The 18,970-nt window shown below is 71.1% G+C and carries 18 protein-coding genes; 14 read left to right on the top strand and 4 right to left on the bottom strand.

Annotated features, from left to right (window positions below):
- The first annotated feature begins 82 nt into the window (after nucleotides 1-82).
- Genes hutU through hutI form a run of 4 tightly spaced genes read left to right on the top strand, consistent with a single transcriptional unit; the run spans nucleotide 83 to nucleotide 5,613 of the window.
- Nucleotides 83-1,771, top strand: coding sequence for a urocanate hydratase (gene hutU / locus ACTWQF_RS21805; protein WP_443281295.1), 1,689 nt, complete (start codon nucleotides 83-85; stop codon nucleotides 1,769-1,771).
- Nucleotides 1,771-2,985: an allantoate amidohydrolase gene (locus ACTWQF_RS21800; RefSeq protein WP_443281294.1), complete on the top strand. Its 1,215-nt coding sequence runs from the start codon at nucleotides 1,771-1,773 to the stop codon at nucleotides 2,983-2,985. Before hutU ends, ACTWQF_RS21800 begins: the two co-directional genes overlap by 1 nt.
- Entirely contained in the window at nucleotides 2,982-4,397 is a 1,416-nt protein-coding gene (locus tag ACTWQF_RS21795) for a formimidoylglutamate deiminase (protein WP_443281293.1), read from the top strand. Before ACTWQF_RS21800 ends, ACTWQF_RS21795 begins: the two co-directional genes overlap by 4 nt.
- A gap of 25 nt (nucleotides 4,398-4,422) precedes the next feature.
- Entirely contained in the window at nucleotides 4,423-5,613 is a 1,191-nt protein-coding gene (gene hutI / locus ACTWQF_RS21790; RefSeq protein WP_443281292.1) for an imidazolonepropionase, read from the top strand.
- Nucleotides 5,614-5,629: 16 nt separating this feature from the next.
- On the opposite strand, the gene ACTWQF_RS21785 is transcribed toward hutI, so the two are convergent.
- Nucleotides 5,630-6,046 (bottom strand): helix-turn-helix domain-containing protein, encoded by a 417-nt coding sequence (locus ACTWQF_RS21785; RefSeq protein ID WP_443281291.1) that lies wholly within the window; start codon nucleotides 6,044-6,046, stop codon nucleotides 5,630-5,632.
- Between the two features lie 254 nt (nucleotides 6,047-6,300).
- Here ACTWQF_RS21785 and ACTWQF_RS21780 point away from each other — a divergent pair, with 254 nt between their 5' ends.
- From ACTWQF_RS21780 to ACTWQF_RS21770, 3 genes are read left to right on the top strand one after another with little or no spacing between them, the layout of a single operon-like run.
- Nucleotides 6,301-7,725, top strand: a complete 1,425-nt coding sequence (locus ACTWQF_RS21780) for an MFS transporter (RefSeq protein ID WP_443281290.1) — start codon at nucleotides 6,301-6,303, stop codon at nucleotides 7,723-7,725.
- On the top strand, nucleotides 7,722-8,165 hold the full coding sequence (locus tag ACTWQF_RS21775; protein WP_443281289.1) for a MarR family winged helix-turn-helix transcriptional regulator: 444 nt from the start codon (nucleotides 7,722-7,724) through the stop codon (nucleotides 8,163-8,165). The genes ACTWQF_RS21780 and ACTWQF_RS21775 overlap by 4 nt, the downstream gene beginning before the upstream one ends.
- Nucleotides 8,162-8,488: an antibiotic biosynthesis monooxygenase family protein gene (locus tag ACTWQF_RS21770; RefSeq protein WP_443281288.1), complete on the top strand. Its 327-nt coding sequence runs from the start codon at nucleotides 8,162-8,164 to the stop codon at nucleotides 8,486-8,488. Before ACTWQF_RS21775 ends, ACTWQF_RS21770 begins: the two co-directional genes overlap by 4 nt.
- Before the next feature lie 116 nt (nucleotides 8,489-8,604).
- Here ACTWQF_RS21770 and ACTWQF_RS21765 read toward each other — a convergent pair whose 3' ends face one another.
- Entirely contained in the window at nucleotides 8,605-9,594 is a 990-nt protein-coding gene (locus tag ACTWQF_RS21765; protein WP_443281287.1) for an RNA polymerase sigma factor SigF, read from the bottom strand.
- Between the two features lie 260 nt (nucleotides 9,595-9,854).
- Here ACTWQF_RS21765 and ACTWQF_RS21760 point away from each other — a divergent pair, with 260 nt between their 5' ends.
- The 5 genes from ACTWQF_RS21760 to ACTWQF_RS21740 all read left to right on the top strand — a co-directional run bounded on the left by ACTWQF_RS21760 (nucleotide 9,855) and on the right by ACTWQF_RS21740 (nucleotide 14,167).
- A complete protein-coding gene (locus ACTWQF_RS21760; protein WP_443281286.1) occupies nucleotides 9,855-10,253 on the top strand; it encodes an STAS domain-containing protein in 399 nt (132 codons plus the stop codon).
- A gap of 418 nt (nucleotides 10,254-10,671) precedes the next feature.
- A complete protein-coding gene (locus ACTWQF_RS21755) occupies nucleotides 10,672-11,148 on the top strand; it encodes an ATP-binding protein (protein ID WP_443281285.1) in 477 nt (158 codons plus the stop codon).
- 230 nt (nucleotides 11,149-11,378) lie between these two features.
- The gene (locus ACTWQF_RS21750; RefSeq protein WP_443281284.1) at nucleotides 11,379-12,146 is read left to right on the top strand and encodes an LPXTG cell wall anchor domain-containing protein; all 768 of its coding nucleotides are present in this window, start codon (nucleotides 11,379-11,381) and stop codon (nucleotides 12,144-12,146) included.
- 90 nt (nucleotides 12,147-12,236) lie between these two features.
- On the top strand, nucleotides 12,237-13,220 hold the full coding sequence (locus ACTWQF_RS21745) for a COG1470 family protein (RefSeq protein ID WP_443281283.1): 984 nt from the start codon (nucleotides 12,237-12,239) through the stop codon (nucleotides 13,218-13,220).
- Entirely contained in the window at nucleotides 13,217-14,167 is a 951-nt protein-coding gene (locus tag ACTWQF_RS21740) for a neocarzinostatin apoprotein domain-containing protein (RefSeq protein ID WP_443281282.1), read from the top strand. The genes ACTWQF_RS21745 and ACTWQF_RS21740 overlap by 4 nt, the downstream gene beginning before the upstream one ends.
- Before the next feature lie 72 nt (nucleotides 14,168-14,239).
- On the opposite strand, the gene ACTWQF_RS21735 is transcribed toward ACTWQF_RS21740, so the two are convergent.
- The gene (locus tag ACTWQF_RS21735; RefSeq protein ID WP_443281281.1) at nucleotides 14,240-15,766 is read right to left on the bottom strand and encodes a peptide MFS transporter; all 1,527 of its coding nucleotides are present in this window, start codon (nucleotides 15,764-15,766) and stop codon (nucleotides 14,240-14,242) included.
- A 322-nt stretch (nucleotides 15,767-16,088) separates the two neighbouring features.
- Between ACTWQF_RS21735 and ACTWQF_RS21730 the strand changes: the two genes are divergently transcribed.
- Together ACTWQF_RS21730 and ACTWQF_RS21725 are read left to right on the top strand one after the other, a co-directional pair.
- Nucleotides 16,089-16,769 carry a response regulator transcription factor gene (locus ACTWQF_RS21730; RefSeq protein ID WP_243085427.1) on the top strand — a complete coding sequence of 227 codons (681 nt, stop codon included), beginning with the start codon at nucleotides 16,089-16,091 and terminating at the stop codon, nucleotides 16,767-16,769.
- 66 nt (nucleotides 16,770-16,835) lie between these two features.
- Nucleotides 16,836-18,122, top strand: coding sequence for an ATP-binding protein (locus ACTWQF_RS21725; RefSeq protein WP_443281280.1), 1,287 nt, complete (start codon nucleotides 16,836-16,838; stop codon nucleotides 18,120-18,122).
- Here the strand turns inward: ACTWQF_RS21725 and ACTWQF_RS21720 are convergent.
- Entirely contained in the window at nucleotides 18,042-18,641 is a 600-nt protein-coding gene (locus ACTWQF_RS21720) for a GtrA family protein (RefSeq protein ID WP_443281279.1), read from the bottom strand. The genes ACTWQF_RS21725 and ACTWQF_RS21720 overlap by 81 nt on opposite strands.
- Nucleotides 18,642-18,970 lie beyond the last annotated feature (329 nt).

Raw genomic sequence — 18,970 nt, 5'->3', positions numbered from 1 at the left:
CGTTACGCGACCACAGGCGTGCGCGTCCGGCACGACACCACTGGCGTGCGCGTACGACGCGAGTCGAGGAGGCAGGGCCAACATGACCAGCACCGCAGGACCGCGCCCGGTCAGGGCACCGCGCGGCAGCGAGCTGAGCGCGCTCGGATGGCAGCAGGAGGCCGCACTGCGGATGCTCCAGAACAATCTCGACCCCGAGGTCGCCGAGCACCCCGACAAGCTCGTCGTCTACGGCGGCAGCGGAAAGGCTGCCCGCGACTGGGCGTCTTTCGACGCGATGATCCGCACCCTGCGCACGCTGCGCGGCGACGAGACGATGCTCGTACAGTCCGGCCGTCCCGTCGGGGTGATGACCACCCACGAGTGGGCCCCGCGCGTGCTGATCGCCAACTCCAACCTGGTCGGCGACTGGGCCAACTGGGAGGAGTTCCGGCGCCTGGAGCAGCTCGGTCTGACCATGTACGGCCAGATGACCGCGGGTTCGTGGATCTACATCGGTACCCAGGGCATCCTCCAGGGCACCTACGAGACGTTCGCGGCGGTGGCCGAGAAGCTCGCTTCTGAAAACAAACACAGCGGTGGCTCGCTGGCCGGGACCATCACCCTGACCGCCGGGCTCGGCGGGATGGGCGGCGCCCAGCCGCTCGCCGTCACCATGAACGACGGCGTCGCCATCGTCGTCGAGTGCGACCCCTCGCGCATCGAGCGCCGTATCGAACACGGCTATCTGGACGTCCGGGCCGCGAACACCGCGGAGGCGCTGCGGCTCGCCGTCGAGGCCAGGGACGCGCGCCGCCCGCTGTCCATCGGGCTGCTGGGCAACGCCGCCGAGGTACTGCCCCAGCTGCTCGCCGACGGTGCCCCCATCGACATCGTCACCGACCAGACCTCGGCCCATGATCCGCTCGCCTATCTGCCCGTCGGTGTCGACTTCGCGGACATGGCCACGTACGCCGCCGAGAAGCCCGCCGACTTCACCCGGCGCGCACGGGAGTCGATGGCCGCGCATGTCGAGGCGATGGTCGGCTTCCAGGACGCCGGCGCCGAGGTCTTCGACTACGGGAACTCCATCCGCGGCGAGGCGCAGCTCGCCGGGTACGCGCGCGCGTTCGACTTCCCCGGCTTCGTCCCCGCCTACATCCGCCCGCTCTTCTGCGAGGGCAAGGGCCCGTTCCGCTGGGCGGCGCTGTCCGGCGACCCGGCCGACATCGCCGCGACGGACCGGGCGCTGCTCGACCTGTTCCCGCAGAACGCGTCGCTGGCGCGCTGGCTGAAGCTTGCCGGTGAGCGCGTGCACTACCAGGGGCTGCCCGCGCGGATCTGCTGGCTCGGCTACGGGGAGCGGGCCGCGGCCGGCGAACGGTTCAACGACATGGTGGCGGCAGGGGAGCTCAAGGCCCCGCTCGTGCTGGGCCGTGACCACCTGGACTGCGGGTCCGTCGCCTCGCCCTACCGCGAGACGGAGGCCATGCGGGACGGCTCCGACGCCATCGCCGACTGGCCCATGCTGAACGCCATGCTCAACGTCGCCTCCGGCGCCTCCTGGGTCTCCCTCCACCACGGGGGAGGGGTCGGCATGGGCCGCTCCCTCCACGCCGGCCAGGTCACGGTCGCCGACGGTACGGCCCTGGCGGGCGAGAAGCTGCAACGCGTGCTCACCAACGACCCCGGCACGGGAGTGATCCGTCACGTCGACGCGGGGTACCCCGAGGCCGAGGCGGTCGCGGAAACCCGCGGAGTCCGCATTCCGATGCGGGAGGGAGAGCTGTGATGGACGGGGACGGCCCACCGTCCTTCCACCAGATGTGGAAAGAGCTGCTCCCGCTCGGCCAGGCGAGCGGCGGCGGCTACCGCCGGTTCGCCTGGTCGGGGCCCGACATGGAGTGCCGGGCGTGGTTCCGGGAGCAGGCGGAGGCCAGAGGGCTGGCGTACGAGGTCGACGGGAACGGCAACCAATGGGCGTGGGCCGGTGACAGGAGCGCCGGGAACGCGCTGGTGACCGGCTCCCACCTCGACTCCGTACCCGAGGGCGGCGCCTTCGACGGCCCTCTCGGCGTCATCTCGGCGTTCGCCGCCTACGACGAACTCCGCAACCGCGGCGTGGAGTTCACCCGTCCCTTCGCGATCGTCAACTTTGCCGACGAGGAGGGCGCCCGCTTCGGGCTGTCCTGCGTGGGCTCCCGCCTGCTGACCGGCGCCCTCACCCAGGAGGGTGCCCACGCGCTGCGGGATGCCGACGGGGTGACCCTCCCACGGGCCATGGAGGCGGCGGGGTACAGCCCCGAGGCGCTCGGCCCCGACCCCGGGCGCCTCGCCCGTATCGGCGCGTTCGTGGAGCTCCACATCGAGCAGGGCCGCGCGCTGTCCGAGACCCCGCATCCGGTCGCCGTCGCCTCGGCGATCTGGCCGCACGGGCGCTGGCGGTTCGACTTCCGGGGCGAGGCCAACCACGCGGGCACCACCCGGCTCGAGGACCGCCGGGATCCGATGCTCACCTACGCCAACACCGTCCTCGCAGCCCGCAAGAAGGCTCGGCTGGCGGGCGCGCTGGCCACCTTCGGCAAGGTGGCGGTGGAGCCGAACGGGGTGAACGCCGTTCCGTCCCTGGTCAGCGGGTGGCTCGACTCGCGGGCTCCGGACGAGGAGACACTGGCCGCCGTCGTTGCCGAGATCGAACGCGCGGCCGGGGAGCGGGGCGGGCGTGACGGCGTGGACGTCGAGGTCACGCGGGAGTCTCAGACGCCGCTGGTGGAGTTCGACCATGTGCTGCGGGACCGACTGGTCGGTCTGCTGGGCGGCGATGTACCGGTACTGCCCACCGGCGCCGGACACGACGCGGGTATTTTGTCCGCTTCGGTGCCCACGGCCATGCTGTACGTCCGCAACCCGACCGGTGTCTCGCACTCGCCCGCCGAGTTCGCCGAGGAGGACGACTGTGTGGCGGGCGTCAGCGCGCTCGCCGACGTACTGGAGGGTCTGGTGTGACCACGAGGACCAGGACGAACCCCAACGCGACAGGCCCCGATCCCGGCGGCGTTCCGGCGGAGAAGGTCTACTGGTGCGAGCACGCGTGGCTCAACGGCACCGTCGAACCGCACGTCGTCCTGGAGGTGACCGCACAGGGCCGGCTCGGCGCCATCCGTACCGGCGTGCGGACACCGCCGCCCGGTGCGGTCACCCTGCAAGGGCTGACGCTGCCCGGGCTGGCGAACGCCCACTCGCACGCGTTCCACCGGGCCCTGCGCGGCACCGTCCAGGTCGGCTCGGGCACCTTCTGGACCTGGCGCGACGCCATGTACCAGACGGCGTCGCTGCTCACCCCGGACAGCTACTACGCGCTGGCGCGCGCGGTGTACGCCGAGATGGCACTGGCCGGGATCACCTGCGTGGGCGAGTTCCACTATCTGCACCACGCGCCGGGCGGCGAACGCTACGACGACCCCAACGCGATGAGCCATGCGCTGGTCTCCGCCGCCGCGGACGCCGGTATCCGCATCACCCTGCTGGACACCGCCTACCTCGCCTCCGGCATCGGCCAAAAGGGCCGCGGCGAGCCGCCCACCCGGCAGCAGCTCCGCTTCAGCGACGGCACCGCCGAGGCATGGGCCGAACGTGCCTCCGCCTTCAGCCCGGACGGCAGCCACGCGCGGGTCGGCGCCGCGGTGCACTCCGTACGTGCCGTGCCCGCACGGGAGTTGCGCACTGTCGCCGAGTGGGCTGAACAGCGTGGCGCGCCGCTGCACGTCCATCTGTCCGAGCAGACCGCGGAGAACGAGGCGTGCCAGGGCGTGCACGGCATGACGCCGACCGCGTTGCTCGCCGAGCACGGCGTACTCGGTCCCCGGACCACCGCCGTCCACGCCACCCATCTGTCGGCGGACGACATCCGCACGGTGGGCGGCTCCGGAACGGGTGTGTGCATGTGCCCGACCACCGAACGCGATCTGGCCGACGGCATCGGCCCGGCGCCGGCGCTCGACCACGCGGGGGCCGGGCTGTCGCTGGGCAGCGACAGCCACGCCGTCATCGACCTGTTCGAGGAAGCCCGTGCCCTGGAACTGAACGAGCGCCTCGCCAGCCGTACGCGGGGCCACTGGACCGCGGGGCAGCTGCTGCGGGCCGCCACCGAGGGCGGGCACGCCGCGCTGGGCTGGCCCGAGGCGAGCCGCCTGGAGACGGGGGCGCTGGCGGACTTCGTCACCGTCGCGCTGGATTCGGTGCGGACGGCCGGGCCTGTGGTGCGGCTGGGCGCCGAGACGGCGGTGTTCGCCGCGACCGCTGCCGACGTGCGCCATACGGTGGTGGGCGGCCGGCATGTGGTGCGGGACGGCTCCCACGCCCGCGTCGACTCCGTCCCCAAGGCCCTCGCCGAAGCCGTCGCCGCCCTCCGCCCCTGACACCTGCGCCAAGGACAACCGACCCATGCCTCACGCCACGTCACGCTCCCTCTCCCTCACCGACATCGCGACCCTCGTCACCAACGACCCCGGCCAGGGCGACGGAAGCCCGCTCGGCATCATCGAGAACGCCGCCCTCGTCATCGAGGGCGGCGAGGTGGCGTGGGTAGGCCCCAGCGACAAGGCGCCGGCGGCCGACGAGACGTACGAAGCGGGCGGCAGGGCCGCGATCCCGGGCTTCGTCGACAGCCACTCCCACCTGCTCTACGCGGGCGACCGCACCCAGGAGTTCAACGCCCGGATGTCCGGCCGCCCCTACACGGCGGGCGGCATCCGCACCACCGTGCAGGCGACCCGCGAGGCCACCGACGAGGACCTGGCGGCAACCCTGGAAGCCCATCTGCGGGAGATGCGCTCCCAGGGGACGACCACTGTCGAGACGAAATCGGGCTACGGGCTCTCTCCCGAGCACGAGGCCCGCGCCCTCCGGGTCGCGGCGGAGTCGGGCGTGGACGAGGTCACCTACCTCGGTGCCCATATCGTTCCGCCCGAGTACGCGGCGGACCCCGACGCGTACACCGCGCTGGTGGCGGGCGAGATGCTTCAGGCGTGCGCCCCGTACGCCCGCTGGGTGGACGTCTTCTGCGAGGAGGGCGCGTTCGACGAGGACCGGTCGCGTGCCATCCTCCTGGCGGGCAAGGCCGAGGGGCTCACTCCCCGCGTGCACGCCAACCAGCTCACCCACGGTCCGGGTGTGCAACTGGCGGTGGAAGTGGGTGCGGCATCGGCGGACCACTGCACGCACCTCACGGACGCAGACGTCGACGCACTGGCGAACAGCGAAACGGTGGCGACGTTGCTGCCCGGCTGCGAGTTCTCCACCCGTGCCGTCTATCCGGACGCCCGCCGCCTCCTGGAGGCAGGCGTCACGGTCGCGCTGTCCACCGACTGCAACCCGGGCTCCTCGTACACCTCCTCGATGCCGTTCTGCATCGCCATCGCCGTACGGGAGATGAACATGACGCCCGACGAGGCGCTCTGGTCCGCGACGGCGGGCGGGGCCCAGGCGCTGCACCGTACGGATGTCGGCCGGCTGGCTCCCGGCTCCCGGGCCGACATCGCGCTGCTGGACGCTCCCTCCCATGTCCACCTCTCCTACCGCCCGGGCGTCCCCCTGGTCGCGGAGGTCTGGCGGCAGGGCGTGCGCCAGGTGTGAGACGGGGCGGTTGCCCCTACGGGCGCCGGGAGCGGCCCAGGGCTTCGCTGCGGAAGTCCTGCGGGGTGATGCCGTAGGCCGCGCGGAAGGTGCGGGTGAAGTCGGCGGCGCGTGGGAAGCCCCAGGTGGCGGCGACGGCCTGGATGGTGTGGTCGCCGAGCTGCGGGTCGGCCAGATCGCGGCGGGCGCGGTTCAGCCGCTGGCGGCGGATCCAGGAGCTGACGGTGCAGCCCTGGCTCTGGAAGAGCCGGTGCAGGCTGCGCGTGGAGATGTGGTGAGCGGCGGCGACGGCGTCGGGGCACAGGGCGGGGTCGCCCAGGTGTTCCCAGATGAAGCTCTGGATCCGGGCGAACAGGGCGCGGCGGTGGTCGACGGTCTCCTGGGCGCCGGCCGCCGTCGCCACCGGGCGCTCCTGCCGGCAGATGTGCACCATGTCGTCCCCCCGGAAGGTCAGAAGCTGTTCCAGCCCTCCGGACGATAGGAAGCCGCAGGTCGCGGCGAATCCCGTGCTGGTTCCAACTCCGGGTCGAACCAGGGGTTGAGCCGGCGCCCGGGTCGTCCCGAGGCGGTAGTCGGTGGCTGGTTGTAGAGTTACAACTGTTGTAGCTCTATAAGCAATCGGGGGCCGCCTTGCCCGAAGCCGAACTCACGCCGCGTCGCCGGACGTTGGTCCTGGCGATCTGCTGCATGTCGCTGCTGATCGTCAGCATCGACGTCACCGCGCTCAATGTCGCACTGCCCGCGATCCGGGAGGACCTGCACACCTCCGTCTCCGGGCTGCAGTGGGTGCTCGACGCGTACACGCTTGTGCTCGCCTCGCTGCTGATGCTCGCGGGCTCGATTGCCGACCGGATCGGGCGGCGCCGGGTCTTCCGTACGGGGCTCGTGCTCTTCGTCCTCGGCTCCCTCGCGTGCAGCCTCGCGCCCAGCCTGGGGTGGCTGGTGGCGGCGCGGGTGCTCCAGGCCGTCGGGGGCTCGATGCTCAACCCCGTGGCGATGTCGATCATCACCAACACCTTCACCGAGCCCCGCGAGCGCGCCCGTGCGATAGGGGTGTGGGGTGGCGTCGTCGGCATCAGCATGGCGGCCGGGCCGCTGCTGGGCGGGCTGCTCGTGGACTGGCGCGGCTGGCAGGCGGTCTTCTGGGTCAACGTTCCCATCGGCCTCGCGGCCCTCGCCCTCACCGGGCGCTACGTCCCCGAGTCCCGCGCCCCGCGCGCCCGCCGCGCCGACCCCGTCGGGCAGACGCTGATGATCGTCCTCCTCGGCTCCCTGACGTACGGGATCATCGAGGGCCCGCAGCACGGCTACGCCTCCCCGGTGGTGCTGGGCTGCGCCGCGCTGGCGGTGCTGGCGCTGCTCGGCCTGCTCCGGTACGAGCCGCGCCGCGCCGAGCCGTTGATCGACCTGCGCTTCTTCCGCAGCGTGCCGCTGGCCGGGGCCACGGTCATCGCGGTGTGCGCCTTCGCCTCGCTCGGCGGCTTCCTGTTCCTCAACACCCTCTACCTCCAGGGGGTACGCGGCCTGAGTGCCCTGCACACCGGGCTGTATCTGCTGCCGATGGCCGCGATGACCCTGCTCTGCGGACCGCTCTCGGGGCGCCTCGTCGGCGCGCGCGGGCCGCGCCCCTCGCTGCTCGTCGCGGGCGTGACGATGACGGCCGCCGGCGCGCTCTTCGCGCTGACCGCATCGAGGGACCTCCACCCGGGCGTGCTTCTCGCGGGCTTCGTCGTCTTCGGCATCGGCTTCGGGCTGGTCAACGCGCCGATCACCAACACCGCCGTCTCCGGCATGCCGCGCGCCCAGGCCGGGGTCGCCGCCGGGCTCGCCTCCACCAGCCGCCAGGTCGGCACCTCGCTAGGCGTCGCCGTGATCGGCGCGGTCACGGCCTCGGCGACGGTGACCGGCGGGGGCGCCACGGGGAGCTTCGTGGCCGATCAGCGTATGGCGTGGTGGATCATCGCGGCCTGCGGCCTCGCCGTTCTCGTCCTTGGGGCGCTCACCACGGGCCGCCGGGCACGTGCCACGGCGGAGCGGGCCGCGCGGAATCTGGAGGAGGAAGGGCCCGCCGCACCGGCCGCGCCCCGGCAGAGCGAGGTGACACCGCGATGAGTTCCAAGGACACGGAGCCGGAGGCGGCCGTACGCGCCTGGCGTGCGATGCGTACGTACGTCCTGGAGAGCGCCGACAAACGCAAGCAGGTCATGGACGCGCTCGGCATGAGCTTCTTCCGCGCCAAGGCACTGCGCCTGATCGCCACCGAGGGGCCCCTCACGCTGAAGCAGCTGTCGACGGGGCTGATGGCCGACGCGCCCTACACCACGATCACCGTCGACCACCTGGTCAAGCGCGGTCTCGCCACGCGCACCCCCCATCCCGAGGACCGCCGCTCGAAGCTGGTCCAGGTCACGGAGGAGGGCGCGGCGGCCGTGGCCGAGATGATCCGGCTGACGGACACCCCGCCCCAGGCCCTGCGCGCGCTCGACGCCGAGGACCTGGCGGCCCTGGACCGCATCCTTACGAAACTCACCACCCAGGAGGGAAACTCATGACGCAGGACGACCAGCCGTTCGTCACGTTCATCAACATCTTCGAGGTGGCCGCCGAGGACGCCGACGCGGTCGCCGCCAAGTGGCGCGAGCGCGCCGCGGTGATGAGCACCAAGCCGGGCTTCCTCGACTCCCGGCTGCACAAGGCCCGTTCGGCCCAGGGCCGCTTCCAGCTTGTGAACGTCGCCCACTGGGAGAGCCAGGAGGCGTGGGAAGCGGCCAGCACCGACATGGACTTCGCGAGCCGCGCCCAGGCGGCGCAGCAGGCCACGGACACACCGCTGCGCCCGAATACCGGGCTGTACGACATAGTCGCGCAGTTCTGAGCGGACTACTCAGCGGAGCCCTGAGCAACGCCGAGGGCCCGGCCGGACTGTGCTGCAAAGTCCGGCCGGGCCCTCGGCACGCGGAGTCGCCGCACCACGCTGGGCGGCGCCCCGTGTCACTCCTCGATCATCAGCCCCTTGCGGAGCTTGCCCAAGGTCCGGGAGAGCAGGCGGGAGACATGCATCTGGGAGATGCCGAGCTCCTCACCGATCTCCGACTGGGTCATGTTCGCCACGAAGCGCAGCGAGAGGATTCTGCGGTCCCGCGCGGGGAGTTCGGCGATCAGCGGCTTCAACGACTCGACGTACTCGATGCCTTCGAGCCCGTGGTCCTCGTAGCCGATCCGGTCGGCCAGCGCGCCCTCGGTGTCGTCCTCCTCGGGCTGTGCGTCCAGCGAGCTGGCGGTGTAGGCGTTGCTCGCCGCCATGCCCTCGATGACTTCCTCGCTGGAGATGTTGAGCCGTTTGGCCAGCTCATCGGGGGTCGGCGACCGGTCCAGCTTCTGGGCGAGTTCGTCGCCCGCCTTGGCCAGATCCAGCCGGAGCTCCTGAAGGCGCCGGGGTACCCGCACCGACCAGGACGTGTCACGGAAGAAACGCTTGATCTCGCCGACGATGGTCGGCATCGCGAAGGTGGGGAACTCCACGCCGCGGTTCAGCTCGAAGCGGTCGATCGCCTTGATGAGGCCGATGGTGCCGACCTGGACGATGTCCTCCATGGGCTCGCTGCGCGAGCGGAACCGGGAGGCCGCGAACTTCACCAGGGCGAGGTTGAGTTCGACCAGGGTGTTGCGTACGTACGCGTATTCGTGGGTGCCCTCTTCGAGGTTCTCCAGCCGCTCGAACAGCGTCTTGGACAGGGCCCGCGCGTCCAGCGGACCGACCTCGTCATAGGGTGGGATCTCGGGAAGCTGGAGCTGGTCGAAGAGGTCGGCTTCGACCGCATCCGCGATCTGCTCGGCGCTCGTCTGCTCGGTGAGCGCTTCGTGGGTCAGGGACTGGGAATCCGGCAGCCGGTCCGTGCTGTGCTGCTCCGGAACGGCGGGAACGGTCGCGACCTGCGAATGCGCGGGGTCGGATATCCCGTGGTCGAGCCGGGGTGACATGGCTGTCCTCCATGGTTTCTCGGCATATGGCTGCCGAAGCCGTGACGTGCACTGCGGGGTGCGGCGCCTCCAGAGCCGACGTGGTTCGGTATCCCTACTAGACCTACCTGCTCCTGTACAGCAAGAGCAAGCTGCTTATGTCCGTATCTGACCAATATGTCCAATGTTCGGCTACCGGTGAGGGCCACGAAGGCGTAGGGTTCGAACCGCTCGACGGGGGGAAGCAGTGAAGGCCCTCACGCGAAACAGAAGGGGTGTGCATGGACCGCGGGATGCCCGGCAGCACGAGCCAGGGCCGGCTGACGGTCGAGGTACGGCACGAGGGAATCAGTGCCGTAGTGACCCCCGAGGGTGAGCTCGATCACCACACCGCGGAGCTGTTGCGCGAGCCGCTGGAGCAAAGCGTCGAGGAGGGCTACAGCCGCCTCGTCGTGGACTGCTCGCGGCTCGAGTTCTGCGACTCGACGGGGTTGAACGTGCTGCTCGGCGCCCGCCTGAAGGCGGAGGAAGCCGGTGGCGGCGTACATCTGGCGGGAATGCTCCCCGTAGTCGCCCGTGTCTTCGAGATCACCGGCGCGAGCGCGGTCTTCACCGTGCACGACGATCTCGAGTCGGCGCTGGGGAACTCCTCGGGCGCGGAAGGCCGGCCAGAGGCGTAACCAGGGCGTTACGCGCATCACACAGGTCCGGCTGAATCCGTAAGTGTTCTCACGGTGCGTCCGGGCAGGAGTCCTTCGAATCTGTCAGACATTCGCATACAGCGCGTCAAGGTCCCGTCGAACGCGGGACGGCGCGGGACGGCGAAACGTAACCGGTGATCGGTGAGGTGAACCACTGATGAGCACCACCCGGCCGCAACCGGCGGGCGACCGCGGTCCGGAGCCCGAGGGCACTCCGGCGACCGCGGGCCCGGGGTGTGCTGCGGCCGGGGGTGCCGACGCACGGGTGCGTGCCGGTACGGACACGGGGCGGGAGTCGGCCCCCGGGATCTCCGATTCCGGCGGTGCTCCCGGAGGCGCTTCCCTTTCCGGGAGCGCTTCCACGCCCGCACCCGAACCCGAAGGGGGGAGCGGCGCCATGGGGACCGCTGCGGAGAGTGCGGCCTCGGCCGCCGCGGGGGCCACACGCCAGGCAGGGCAGCCGATGCGGCAGGTCCGCAGGCTGCGGCTGGTCGGCGCCAGCGGTGCTGTGCCGCGCGCCCGGGACTTCACCCGCCGGGCCCTCCAGGACTGGGGCTGGCTGCCCGCAGCCACGGCCGATCAGCGCGCGGCCGCGGAGGACGTCCTGCTCGTCGTCTCGGAACTGGTCACCAACGCGTGTCTGCACGCCAACGGCCCTGAGGAACTGCGGGTCGGCGCCACCGCGAAGGTGCTGCGCCTGGAGATCGTCGACCTGGGCAGCGGCTCGCCGGCCCCGCGGACCCCGCACCGTGCCGGCCGGCCGGGCGGGCACGGGATGTTCATCGTGCAGCGGCTGTGCCTGGACTGGGGCGTCGTACGCAACCCGGAGGGCCCGGGCAAGACGGTATGGGCCGAGCTCGCGGCTCCGCACTGATGCGGGCGTGTGCGCGGAGCTTGCGTTCCGCTGACCCGAGCGTGTGGGTGGAGTTTACGGCTCCGCACTGACGCGATGTCGGCGCGTGCGTTTCTCACCGAACTCGTGGCCGGCCCCCTGCTGACTCGACGGCGCGGGGGCTCTTCCCTCTCCAAGGGGCTGGGGCTACTGTCGGCGCAAATCTGATGTGTCGTCAGTAACTTGCGAGTCCGGATGAAGGGGGAACCCCCGTGTCCCACAGCAAGAAACGCCACACCCGCACCGCCGCCGCCACCGTGGCGGCAACAGCCCTCGCAGGCTCGGCCGTACTGCTGTCGGCCCCCGCCGCGAGCGCCACGACGGTCGACGTCGACTACCAGTGCAAGACCCCCATCGGGAACAAGGGCGCTGTCTCGCCCATCGACATCAAGTCGACCAAGAGCGGCGGCGGTTACAAGCTCACCATGTCGTTCGAGAAGGGCGTCTCGTCCAGCCCCGTCGAAATCGGCAAGGGCGCGATGAAGCCCAGCGCCAAGATCAAGCTCGGCGGCGCCGAGACCGGCAGTGTGCCGGTGAGCGGGCCGGCCAACGACAAGGCCATCCCGGCCAACACCCCGATCAAGATCCCGGATCTGAGCGGGACCTACACGCCGAAGAAGAGCGGCAAGGTCACCTTCACCGCCAGCACCCTCACCATCAAGGCGCTGGGTACGACCACCACCTGCGAGCCGAAGAACAACCCCAAGCCCTCCCTCACCCTCGATGTGACGGCGTCGGGCGGCAGCGGCGGTTCGGGTGGCAGCGACACCTCCGGCGGCGCGGCTAGCGGCGGCGGTGACGCCTCCGGTGGTGCGGCGGCGTCCGGCGGCAGCCAGCCGGCGCCCAGCGGCGGCGAACTGCCCAAGACCGGTCCCGCGGACTCCGCCGTCGCCCTCGGCACCCTCGGCGGCACCGTGCTGCTGGCCGGAGTCGGCGGAGCGCTGTGGGTGACGCGGCGCAGGGCCGCGGTTCGGCACTAGCCCGTGGTGGGCCGCACCCCGCCCCATCATGGCGCCGGCATCGCACCGACCCCCCGCACCCGGGGAGTGCTCCCGGGCCGCACCCGGGGGGTGCTGGTCTGTGCACTCGTGGTGCTCTGCCTGCTGGGAGCGGGCAGCCCCGCAGCCTCGGCGCCGCCCGGCAAGGGCGAGCCTCCGTGGTCGGCGGCACCCTCCCCGCCCGCGGGTACGGCCACGGCCGACGCGCGCTCGTACTTCTATCTGGAGGGCGACCCGGGCACCGTGCTGAAGGACTCCGTCGCGCTCACCAACGAGAGCGACGCGCCCCGTACCTTCCGGCTGCGCGGTGCCGATGCGTACAACGCACGCGGCGGCGGGTTCGCCGTACGGGACGAGGGTCGCAGCCGGGGGCCCGGCAGGTGGATCGCCCTCGCCGAGGACACCGTCGAGGTGCCGCCGCACACCCGGGCCGAGGTGCCGCTGAGCGTCACCGTCCCCGACAGCGCCGTCCCGGGTGACCATCCCGCCGCGGTCGTCATCAGCGACGGCAAGCGGAGGGTGGGGGTACGGATGCATCTGCGGGTGAGCGGGCCGACCCTGGCGGCGCTGGGCGTCGAGAACGTCCGAGTCGAGGAGGCGGACGACGGCGCCGCGGTGATCGGCTACACCTTGGTCAACCGTGGCAACACCGCGTTGCGGCCCCGGCTCGCCGTCGACGCGGACGGGCTGTTCGGCCCGCTGATCCGGCAACCGGCCCGTGCCCTGCCCGTCGAACTGCTCCCCGGCCAGCGCATCACCCGCCAGGAACGGTGGCCCCACCCGCCCGCTGCGGATGTGGCGGACGTCCGCCTCACGGTGACGGCCGAAGACGGAGCACGGGATTCCGCCGCGACCTCTTACACGGCCGTGCCCTGGGGCTGGGCAGCCGGAGCGCTGCTCGCCCTGGCGGGTGGATGTGTCGCTTGGTACGCCCGTCGCAGACGCCGCGCCTCATCGGGCGAGCGCGAGCGGCCTACCCCGGCCGGAGGCCAGGGACGGACGACACGACGGCCTCAACCCCGACGTCCGGCGCCAACCACAGGAGCCGCGAAGTGAGGACGAACATCCGGCGAACCGCATGCCTGTTGGGCGCCTTGGTGGGCTGCCTCGTCACGGTGGCCGTACCGAACGAAGCGCCGGCAGGCACCGCCAGAACGCCGCAGCCTAAGATCACGCTCTCCCGGAGCGAGGCGGGCGCCGGGGCGAACGTCACGGTCCGCGGCAGCGGCTGGCGCCCCGACACCCTGCTCACCCTGCTGATGTGCGGCCAGAACGCGATCGGCGGCACCAACGCCTGCGCCAACGCCGAAGGGCGGGCCGTCACCACGGACAAGAACGGCCGCTTCCGCAAGAAGATCCCCGTCGCGGAGCCGCCGAAGCCCTGCCCGTGCGTCGTACGGGCCACCACGGTGACCGGCGCCTACGCGGCGGCGAACGCGAAACTCCGCGTCGCGGGACACCCGGTGGAACCGCTGCCCGAGAAGCGCACGGGCGGACGGCTCAGTGTGCTGGCGGCGCGGCTGGAGGGCGACAGCGGGCTGCTCAACTGGTTCGGCGCCCCCGAGCAGCGGAAGCTGGTGCTGACGGTCGGCAATCTGGGCGCCGACCGCGCCCGCGACCCGGTCTTCGAGGTGGGCACCTCGCACGGCGTCCTCGCCCCCGGGTGGGAGCGCCAGCAGTGGCGGGGCACGATCGATCCGGGCAAGAAGGCGCGGGTCGAGCTGCCGGTCGAGCTGGCCTCGGGGGCTCACGGGGAGTACACGGTCGCGGCCAAGCTCGACCGGCGCGTACTGACCGAGCAGCCCTGGGAGGTGGGGCGCCCCTGGGGGGTGACTCTTTTCTGGGTGCTGCTGTGTGCGGTGGTGCCGCTCGCCGTCTTTCGGCTGGGGATGGTGCTGGTTGCGCGGACGCGTTCTCCCAGTGAGGGCGCCCCCTCTCGTGGGGCCGCCACTCCTTCCCGCCGCAACGGTGGGAAGGAAGACGGCGAGAATCCGGCGGAATGACGACGTCGCTGAACCAGTCGCGAATTCCTCCCCCAGCCTCCGGCCGGGCGGTGCCCCCAGACCCCCCAGTGACTACTTCACTTCTGTCATCGTCGCGGTGATCTGCCGCCGGTACATGTACACCGCGAAGCCGGCCAGCGCAGCGAGTGCCGCTTCGACGGCGACGACGCCCGTGGTGCTGAGGTCGGCGCCGCCGATGGACAGCAGGCCGGTGATGCTGTCACCCGCGGTCACGGCGAGGAACCAGACACCCATCAGCTGGCTCGCATACTTCGCGGGGGCCAGCTTGGTGGTCACCGACAAGCCCACCGGCGACAGGCACAGCTCCGCGACGGTGTGCAGCAGGAAGATGAGGACCAGCCACATCGGGCTCACCTTCGTACCGTCGGATGCCATGCCCATCGGGATGACGAAGACGAAGAACGACAGGCCGGTCACCACCAGCGCGAAGGCGAACTTCGCGGTGGTGGTCGGCTCCTTGCTGCGCCGGTTGAGGGACAGCCACAGCGCGGCGAAGACCGGGGCCAGCAGGATGATGAAGAGCGGGTTGACCGACTGGAACCAGGTCGAGGGGAAGTGCCAGCCCAGAACCGAGGTGGACGTCTTCGCGTCACCGAACGCCTGCACGGTCGAGGCACCCTGGTCGTAGATCATCCAGAAGATCGCCGCGGCGGCGAAGAACCAGATGTACCCGGTCATCCGGCCCTGCTCGACCTGGGTGAGGTCCTTGTCGCGCTTGATCCGCACCAGCATCGCGAGCGGGATGAGCAGGCCCAGGACGGTGAGCGGGATCATCGCCCAGTTCAGGGTGAAGGTGCCGGTGGCGACCACGACGCCGTAGAAGATCACGGCGACGACCAGCCACAGCAGCGCCTTGCGCAGCACGGTCGTCTTCTCCTGCGCCGTCAGCGGCGAGGGGACCTGGCTGCTCCTGGGGTCCAGGTGGCGCGAGCCGACCAGGAACTGGATCAGGCCGAGGCCCATACCGACGGCGGCCATGCCGAAGCCCAGGTGCCAGTTGACGGTCTGGCCGACGGTGCCGATGGCGAACGGGGCGAGGAACGAACCCGCGTTGATGCCCATGTAGAAGACCGTGAAGCCGCCGTCACGGCGCGGGTCCTCGGGGCCGTTGTACAGGTCGCCGACCATCTTGGAGATGTTGGCCTTCAGCAGCCCGGAGCCGGTGGCCACGCAGGCGAGGCCGATGAAGAACGATGCCTCGCCCGGCATCGCCAGGGTGAGGTGGCCGATCATGATGATGCCGGCGCCGACCGTGACGGTCTTGCGGGGGCCCCAGAGCCGGTCGCCGAACCAGCCGCCCGGCATGGTCAGCAGATAGACCATGGCGTTGTAGACGGAGTAGATCGCCGTGGCCGTGGCCAGGGTCATGGCGAGGCCGCCGCCCTGGTGGCCCGCGCCGCCCTCGCCCGCGTCGGGCCCGCCGGCCACGAGGTAGACGACGAGCAGTGCGCGAAGCCCGTAGAAGCTGAAGCGCTCCCACATCTCCGTCATGAAGAGCGTGGCCAGACCTCGTGGGTGGCCGAAGAAGGTCCTGTCGCCGGTGGTGCCGGGAGCGTCCTTCGTCAGGCTGGGCGCCATATCGGTGTTCCTTGCCATTGCGCTGCAGGGGCCGCGCTGCTCAGCGGCGCTGCTCGCAGGCGGGACCCGTACACGGGAAAGGACCCCTGGCCGATGGTGCGTGGCGTCAGGAGTCCTCGACGTTCACTTACATAAGTGCATTCACCATAAGTCACCGGCCACGGCTCCGGGGAAGAGCTTGCGAGATACATCACAGGTGAACCGTGCAACCTGCCCCGACTTTCCTTGGCGTCGTGTCCGTCTCACCTGGAGATCGTCGGTGTCGCTGGAGGAGCGCACCGTGTCCCCACTTGCGCTCGGCCACGCGGACTACCATCGGTGCATGACCCGTGTACTGCTCGCCGAGGATGACGCGTCGATCTCGGAGCCCCTGGCCCGCGCCCTGCGCCGGGAGGGATACGAGGTCGAGGTGCGCGAGGACGGCCCCACCGCGCTCGACGCGGGACTGCGCGAGGGCATCGATCTGGTCGTGCTCGATCTGGGACTGCCCGGCATGGACGGTCTCGAGGTATGCCGCAGGCTGCGCAACGAGGGCCACGCCTTCCCCGTCCTCGTCCTGACCGCGCGCGCCGACGAGGTGGACACCGTCGTCGGGCTCGACGCGGGGGCCGACGACTACGTCACCAAGCCCTTCCGGCTCGCTGAGCTGCTGGCGCGGGTCCGCGCCCTGCTGCGCCGCGGTACGCCCGCCGAACCGGCCCAGCCCCCGGCCACTCATGGCGTACGGATCGACGTCGAGTCGCACCGGGCCTGGATGGGCGACGAGGAGCTGCAGCTGACCGCCAAGGAGTTCGACCTGCTGCGGGTGCTGGTGCGGGACGCGGGCCGGGTCGTCACCCGGGACCAGCTGATGCGCGAGGTGTGGGACACCACCTGGTGGTCGTCGACCAAGACTCTCGACATGCACATCTCCTGGCTGCGCAAGAAGCTCGGCGACGACGCGGCCAACCCGCGCTACATCGCCACCGTGCGGGGCGTCGGCTTCCGCTTCGAGAAGAGCTAGGGCCGCTCCGGCGGAGTCGTACGTTTGGGGTACGCCCCCTGTTACAGCTAGGAAAGAAGCCAGCACGTGCGTCGTCGGCTCATCCTCTCCATCCTCGCCGTCGTCCTCGTCGTTGTCGCGGTCTTCGGTGTCTCGCTCGTCATCGTCGAGTCCCGCACGATCGAGAACAGCACCAGGGAGAACGTCCGCTCCGAGGCGGTCCGCCTGGTCTCCACCGTCGAGAGCCGGCTGATGGCCGAGGAGCAGGTGACGAAGGAGTCCATCGGCGTCACCACCTCCAAGGACCGCATAGTCCGCTATATCCGCATCGACCTGCCCGGCCGGCCGTCCATCGAGGTCGGCCACCGGCCCTCGGGCGACGTCGTCGAGGCGCAGGAGACCGGTGCGCACGGCGAGCGCGTCACCGTACAGGCGTCGCGGTCCGCGGTGCGGGCCGAGGTCGGCCGCACCCTGCTGATCATCCTCGCGGTCGCGCTGCTCGCCGTGATCGCCGCCGCCGTGCTGGCCGTACGCCAGGCCCACCGGGTCGCGGCGCCGCTCACCGACCTGGCCGAGACCGCCGAACGGCTCGGCTCCGGCGACCCGCGCCCGCGGCACCGCCGCTACGGGGTGCCGGAGCTGGACCGGGTCGCGGACGTGCTGGACGCCAGCGCGGACCGGATCGGCCGGATGCTCACCGCCGAGCGACGGCTGGCGGCCGACGCCTCGCACCAGCTGCGCACCCCGCTGACGGCGCTGTCCATGCGGCTGGAGGAGATCATCGCGATGGCCGACGGGGATGAGCCGGAGAACCGTGCCGTCGTCAAGGAGGAGGCGACCATCGCGCTCGCCCAGGTCGAACGGCTCACGGACGTGGTGCAGCGGCTGCTGACCAACTCCCGGGACCCGCGTACCGGCTCGGCCGTCAGCTTCGACCTGGACGAGGTCGTCAAGCAGCAGATGGAGGAGTGGAAGCCCGCCTATCGCAGCTCGGGCAGGGCCATCGTGCGCTCCGGAAAGACCGGACTGCGCGCGGTGGGTACGCCCGGCGCGGTGGCGCAGGTGCTGGCGACGCTGATCGAGAACTCGCTGATGCACGGCGACGGTACGGTCGCGCTGCGCACCCGGGTCACCGGCAACCAGGTGGTGGTCGAGGTCACGGATGAGGGCCCCGGGGTGGACGAGGCGCTGGGCTCGCGGGTCTTCGAGCGGACCGTCAGCGGCCACAACTCCACCGGCCTCGGCCTCGCCGTCGCCCGCGATCTCGCGGAGGCGGACGGCGGGCGGCTGGAGCTACTTCAGCAGTTGCCTCCGGTCTTCGCGCTGTTCCTCAGCCGCGAGGCCGCCGATCTCGATGCGTCCGCCTCCGGCTGAGGTCGCCGGTTCGACGGGGACGCGGCCGCTGGGGGCACCTCCCGGGCGAAGCCTGGGGGAGGGTTCACCGTCCGCCTCGGCGTCGGTGTCGGTGCCGGTCTGGGCGCCCACCCGGAACACCCAGGTGCGGTACGCCCAGAAGCGGAAGGCGGTGCCGATGGCGAGCCCGATGACGTTCTTGGCGATGTTGTCCGCGAGCGGTGAGGTGTACCCGAAGCCGTAGTGCGACAGGGCGAGGATGCCGTTCTCCAGCACCAGCCCGACGCCGCTGAAGAGGAAGAAGAGGACCGTCTCGCGGTGGATACGGCTCTTGTCGATGTGCCGGTAGGTCCAGTAGCGGTTGCCCAGATAGTTGGTGCCGATCGCGACGACCTGCGAGATGACACCGGAGCGGATGGGGGCGAGCTGGAACGTGTGGATGCACAGATTGAAGATCGCGACGTTCACCAGGAAGCCCAGCGCACCCACGGCGCCGAACTTGGCCAGTTCGCGCACGAGTCGTTCCAGTCCCGGGCGCATCGTGCGCCATTTCCCCATAGCGATACTGAGCCCCGTTTCGTTCGGTCGTCGAAGGCTGACCCATGCTAACCAGCCGTACATTCGCTCTGTATGGCGATTGACGCAGCCGGAGCGAACACGGTTGCGAGGGGCCGCTCAGCGGGCGGGGCATACCTGCGCCGCCGTCATTGCCGGTAGCTGCCGCCGCACGCTGTGGCGGCCGGCGGAACGGCGACCGCCAGTGTGGCTGGTTTCATACGCCGCACATCGTCCCCCGAAGTCCGCAGCTCCCTCTCCCGATCGAGCGCGCCGAGCATGCGAGGAGGCGCGGGGAGGCGGACGGGGCGGGC

The sequence above is a fragment of the Streptomyces sp. 8N114 genome (genome assembly GCF_052245835.1).
GTDB lineage: Bacteria > Actinomycetota > Actinomycetes > Streptomycetales > Streptomycetaceae > Streptomyces.
This window is presented reverse-complemented; position numbering and strand designations above follow the sequence as displayed.

What these genes read in the sequence shown, in the direction of transcription:
- ACTWQF_RS21765 (WP_443281287.1), bottom strand. Translation starts at nt 9,594, where the DNA reads ATGTCACCCCGGCTCGACCACGGGATATCCGACCCCGCGCATTCGCAG.
- hutU (WP_443281295.1), top strand. Translation starts at nt 83, where the DNA reads ATGACCAGCACCGCAGGACCGCGCCCGGTCAGGGCACCGCGCGGCAGC.
- hutI (WP_443281292.1), top strand. Translation starts at nt 4,423, where the DNA reads ATGCCTCACGCCACGTCACGCTCCCTCTCCCTCACCGACATCGCGACC.
- ACTWQF_RS21780 (WP_443281290.1), top strand. Translation starts at nt 6,301, where the DNA reads ATGTCGCTGCTGATCGTCAGCATCGACGTCACCGCGCTCAATGTCGCA.
- ACTWQF_RS21770 (WP_443281288.1), top strand. Translation starts at nt 8,162, where the DNA reads ATGACGCAGGACGACCAGCCGTTCGTCACGTTCATCAACATCTTCGAG.
- ACTWQF_RS21720 (WP_443281279.1), bottom strand. Translation starts at nt 18,641, where the DNA reads ATGCGCCCGGGACTGGAACGACTCGTGCGCGAACTGGCCAAGTTCGGC.
- ACTWQF_RS21785 (WP_443281291.1), bottom strand. Translation starts at nt 6,046, where the DNA reads ATGGTGCACATCTGCCGGCAGGAGCGCCCGGTGGCGACGGCGGCCGGC.
- ACTWQF_RS21760 (WP_443281286.1), top strand. Translation starts at nt 9,855, where the DNA reads ATGGACCGCGGGATGCCCGGCAGCACGAGCCAGGGCCGGCTGACGGTC.
- ACTWQF_RS21730 (WP_243085427.1), top strand. Translation starts at nt 16,089, where the DNA reads ATGACCCGTGTACTGCTCGCCGAGGATGACGCGTCGATCTCGGAGCCC.
- ACTWQF_RS21775 (WP_443281289.1), top strand. Translation starts at nt 7,722, where the DNA reads ATGAGTTCCAAGGACACGGAGCCGGAGGCGGCCGTACGCGCCTGGCGT.
- ACTWQF_RS21800 (WP_443281294.1), top strand. Translation starts at nt 1,771, where the DNA reads ATGGACGGGGACGGCCCACCGTCCTTCCACCAGATGTGGAAAGAGCTG.
- ACTWQF_RS21735 (WP_443281281.1), bottom strand. Translation starts at nt 15,766, where the DNA reads ATGGCGCCCAGCCTGACGAAGGACGCTCCCGGCACCACCGGCGACAGG.
- ACTWQF_RS21755 (WP_443281285.1), top strand. Translation starts at nt 10,672, where the DNA reads ATGGGGACCGCTGCGGAGAGTGCGGCCTCGGCCGCCGCGGGGGCCACA.